Annotated in this window: 3 protein-coding genes; 2 read left to right on the forward strand and 1 reads right to left on the reverse strand. The window is 44.7% G+C overall.

Annotation, left to right across the window (positions count from 1 at the left end; all coding sequences use genetic code 11):
• Positions 1-82: 82 nt before the first annotated feature.
• Positions 83-1,240 (reverse strand): magnesium/cobalt transporter CorA, encoded by a 1,158-nt coding sequence (corA, locus tag PX636_RS16160; RefSeq protein WP_002757043.1) that lies wholly within the window; start codon positions 1,238-1,240, stop codon positions 83-85.
• A gap of 191 nt (positions 1,241-1,431) precedes the next feature.
• On the opposite strand from corA, the gene pdxA reads away from it, so the two are divergent.
• Positions 1,432-2,460: a 4-hydroxythreonine-4-phosphate dehydrogenase PdxA gene (gene pdxA / locus PX636_RS16165; protein WP_002799076.1), complete on the forward strand. Its 1,029-nt coding sequence runs from the start codon at positions 1,432-1,434 to the stop codon at positions 2,458-2,460.
• Positions 2,461-2,484: 24 nt separating this feature from the next.
• Positions 2,485-3,849, forward strand: coding sequence for an NAD-dependent succinate-semialdehyde dehydrogenase (locus PX636_RS16170; protein ID WP_002799077.1), 1,365 nt, complete (start codon positions 2,485-2,487; stop codon positions 3,847-3,849).
• Positions 3,850-4,240 lie beyond the last annotated feature (391 nt).

Raw genomic sequence — 4,240 nt, forward strand, 5'->3', positions numbered from 1 at the left:
GTGGGTAGAATAAATATAAATAATCTCCTGTCTCCTGACTCCTGACGCCTGCCTCCTGACTCCTGACTCCTGCCTTCGTTAACTAACTTTTTGCTTCCTCTTTAAGGGAATAAATTGGTTTAAACCAACCTTTGCGCCAGAAGTAGAAAATCAAGCCTCCCGCTACGGCTAACATGACTAACCAGACAAGGAAATAACTCCATTCTCCTTTTAATTCTGGCATATTCTCGAAGTTCATGCCATAGACACCAACGATAAAAGTTAAGGGAATAAAAATCGTCGAAATTACGGTTAAAAACTTCATAATTTCGTTTAATTTATTGCCCATAGTGGACATATAAACATCCATCAAACTCGCCGCTAATTCTCGATAAGCTTCGATAATTTCCAGAATTTGAATGACGTGGTCGTAGGAATCCCGAAAATAAATTTGTACTTCATCGCTGACTATACCATGATGGTCACGCATGAGTAGATGTAGGACATTTCGCATCGGCCAAATTAAGCGACGCAGTGCCAATAATTCCCGACGGACATCATAGATTTCCTGCATTGTATCTCGATCGGGATTACTAATGATCATATCTTCCAACGCCTCAATCCGATCTTCGTAGTGTTCTACCACGGGAAAATAACCATCGATAATCGTGTCTAATAATAAATAGGTTAAATAATCCGCCCCCGATTTCCGTACTCGTCCCTGGGAAGTGCGAATTCGATCTCTCACTATCTCAAAACAGTCCTGTAATTCCTCCTCTTGAAAACTTAAAAGATAGCGTTTTCCCAAGACAAAACTCACCTGTTCCGTATCAAAACCGCTTTCATCTTCTTTCAGTCGCACCATCTGAGAAATCACTAACAATTGATTGTTATAGTCCTCTAACTTCGGTCGCTGCGGCACATTAACCACATCTTCTAATAACAAAGGATGCAGATTAAAAATTTCTCCCACCTGTTTTAAAACCGTCTCACTACCTAACCCTTGAATATCCATCCAAGACACGGTATTTGTGCCAATATAGGGGGCGCAAGCATTGGGAGTAATATCCACCTTGCGAATGGCGTTATCTTCATCGTAGTCGATTAAAATAATCCGCGAGGGTTTGGCATCCGGTTCGATAATTAATGTCCCTGGTTCACTACCCGGTTCATCATAAAAATAATCGAAGTAGTCTTCTTCCTCGTCTCCATCGGTATCGGGACGATTGTTGACGAATATATCGGGTTGTAGTTGGGTCATAAGCTTACAACAATCTGGCTAATTTGGGCAATCAGAAAACAGAGAAGTTAAAAAATTTAATTTGCCTAAAGTTACTATCTATCGCCATGAGATTACAGTAAACTGAAGATTGTTTACTGATTTATTCCCTCCTGATGATTGTCAACGATCAGATTAATCGGGAGAATTAGCCATCTTGACGGCCAAAATTTATGGAATCCGCCTCTTTTATTCCCCGTCTAGTTATCCCCGTCGGTGATCCCGCCGGGATCGGCCCTGAAGTGGTGTTAAAAGCGATCGCCGATTCCCCAATCTCGTGCAGTTGTCAGATTACTCTAATCGGCACAAGAACGCTTCTCGAAAAAGCCTATCACGATCCCCATCTTCTCGATCGCTTTTCTCTGATCGATTTGCCCTACAATCAAGAAAAAATCGTTTGCGGGCGTGGGGATGCCCACAGTGGTGAAATTAGCTTTCTTTACCTGCAAGAAGCCATAAAACGCACCCTCAAGGGCGAATTTGACGGTATTGTCACCGGTCCGATTGCCAAATCCTGTTGGCAGTTGGCCGGTTATGATTTCCCCGGTCAAACGGAGGTTTTAGCTACCATGGCGGGAATTAACCGTTATGGGATGCTATTCGTCGCTAAATCCCCTCACACCGGCTATAACTTACGCACTCTCCTCGCCACTACCCACATACCCCTGCGAGAAGTTCCTGATGCTCTTAACCCCGATCTGATGACCCGAAAACTAGATCTATTGATCGAGTCTTTAAAGCTAGATTTCGGCATCGATCGCCCAAAAATCGCCATATCCGGCCTTAATCCCCACAGTGGCGAAGCGGGAAAACTGGGAAGGGAAGAAAAGGACTGGTTACAGCCTTGGCTAGAGTCAATGGGGCAAAAATACCCGCAAACCCAATTAATCGGCCTTGTCCCCCCCGATACGCTTTGGGTGGAACCGGGGCGCGCTTGGTTTAGCGGTCAAGGGCAACCCGCCGACGCATATCTGGCATTATACCACGATCAGGGACTAATTCCCGTCAAATTAATGGCTTTTGACTGTGCTGTTAATACTACCATCGGTTTACCTTTTGTTCGCACCTCTCCAGACCACGGGACGGCTTTTGATATCGCCGGTCTTGGCATCGCTAGGGCCCAGAGTATGCAAGCGGCGATCCAATTAGCGATCGAATTATGTCAGCAGCGGGACAACCGGAGAACTAAACTAGAGATATAGCGCTCGATAGGAGACAATTGGGATATGGGTATCGCTTCAGTTAACCCTGCCACGGGAGAAATTCTCAAGACTTTTACCCCTCTAACCTCGGAGGAATTGGCGGCGAAATTGGCCCTAGCTGAGGCCACTTTTCAGCAGTATCGCCGGACCGCCATCAGTGAACGGGGACAGTGGTTACGGCAAGCGGCGGATATTTTGGAACGGGATCAAGTAGCATTGGCTAAAACCATGACTTTAGAAATGGGGAAACCAATCAAATCAGCGATCGCGGAAGTCCTCAAATGTGCCTTGGTTTGTCGTTTTTATGCCGATAATGCCGCCGGTTATCTGGAAGATGTGCTGATTGCCACCGATGCTAGTCGCAGTTTTGTCCGTTATCAACCGTTAGGGGTCATTTTAGCGGTTATGCCCTGGAATTTCCCTTTATGGCAAGTATTTCGCTTTGCTGCCCCCGCTTTAATGGCGGGAAATGTCGGCCTACTCAAACACGCTTCTAATGTCCCCCAATCAGCTTTAGCGGTGGAAAGAATTTTATTAGAAGCCGGTTTTCCCGAAGGTGCTTTTCAAACTCTTTTGATCGGGGCCGATCGCGTTAGTGATTTAATTAACGATGAACGGGTAAAAGCCGCCACTTTAACCGGTAGTGAACCGGCGGGGATGAGTTTAGCAGCCGCCGCGGGAAAACAGATCAAAAAAGTGGTTTTGGAGTTGGGAGGTAGTGATCCTTTTATCGTTTTAGATACTGCCGATATCGAGGCGGCAGCGGCTACGGCAGTGACGGCGCGATTGTTAAATAATGGTCAGACTTGTATCGCCGCTAAACGGTTTATTGTTATGGAAACTGTCGCCGATCAATTTGAACAGTTATTAGTGGCGAAATTCCAAGCTTTAAGAGTGGGTGATCCCCTCGATGAAACTGTTGATATCGGTCCTTTGGCCACGGTATCGATCGTCTCGGAAATTGCCCATCAAGTCGAAAAAACCGTCGCTATGGGTGGTAAAGTCCTTGTGGGGGGTCAACGTTTAGAGGGAAAAGGTAACTTTTATCTACCAACGATTTTAACCGATATTCCTGTCGGTTCTCCGGGGGAAAAAGAGGAATTTTTTGGACCGGTGGCTTTACTATTTCGAGTCAAAAATATCGATGAAGCGATCGCTTTAGCTAATGATAGTCCCTTTGGTTTAGGTTCTAGTGCTTGGACGAATAACCCCGCAGAAATTGAGCGTTTAATTACCGAAATTGAGGCCGGTTGTGTGTTTATTAACGGTATGGTTAAATCCGATCCTCGCTTGCCCTTTGGGGGTATTAAACGTTCTGGTTTTGGACGGGAATTAAGTGTCGAAGGTATTCGCGAATTTGTCAACGTTAAAACTGTTTGGATTAAGTAAATCAGTAGGGTGGGTTAGCAACGCGTAACCCACCACCATAACCAAAATCACCCACCACAATTGTCGGTGCGTTACGCTATCGAAGAGCGCACCCTACGGATTAAAAATATGCCGCGCATTTTTGATAATATTGAGTCCCATTTATTGCCAATTTTACAGAAAAGGGGCTGATTTTTGTGTGGGTTATTTTAATTTGCGCGGTTGGCAGTAACCTTTACACCTTTAATACCTTTGACCTTTATGATGAGCTAAGGCCATTTGATAACAAGAAATGGGGGATACTCCTTTTAATCTTTGTCCTCAGTCATTTCTTCCCAAATAGCAACGACTATACTAATAGGTAAAAAAACAACAAGAAAGGGAATATAAATTAAAGTTATTAATAAATCAA

This window comes from Microcystis sp. M53598_WE2 (assembly GCF_030067735.1).
Lineage (GTDB): Bacteria > Cyanobacteriota > Cyanobacteriia > Cyanobacteriales > Microcystaceae > Microcystis > Microcystis aeruginosa.

What these genes read in the sequence shown, in the direction of transcription:
- corA (WP_002757043.1), bottom strand. Translation starts at nt 1,240, where the DNA reads ATGACCCAACTACAACCCGATATATTCGTCAACAATCGTCCCGATACC.
- pdxA (WP_002799076.1), top strand. Translation starts at nt 1,432, where the DNA reads ATGGAATCCGCCTCTTTTATTCCCCGTCTAGTTATCCCCGTCGGTGAT.
- PX636_RS16170 (WP_002799077.1), top strand. Translation starts at nt 2,485, where the DNA reads ATGGGTATCGCTTCAGTTAACCCTGCCACGGGAGAAATTCTCAAGACT.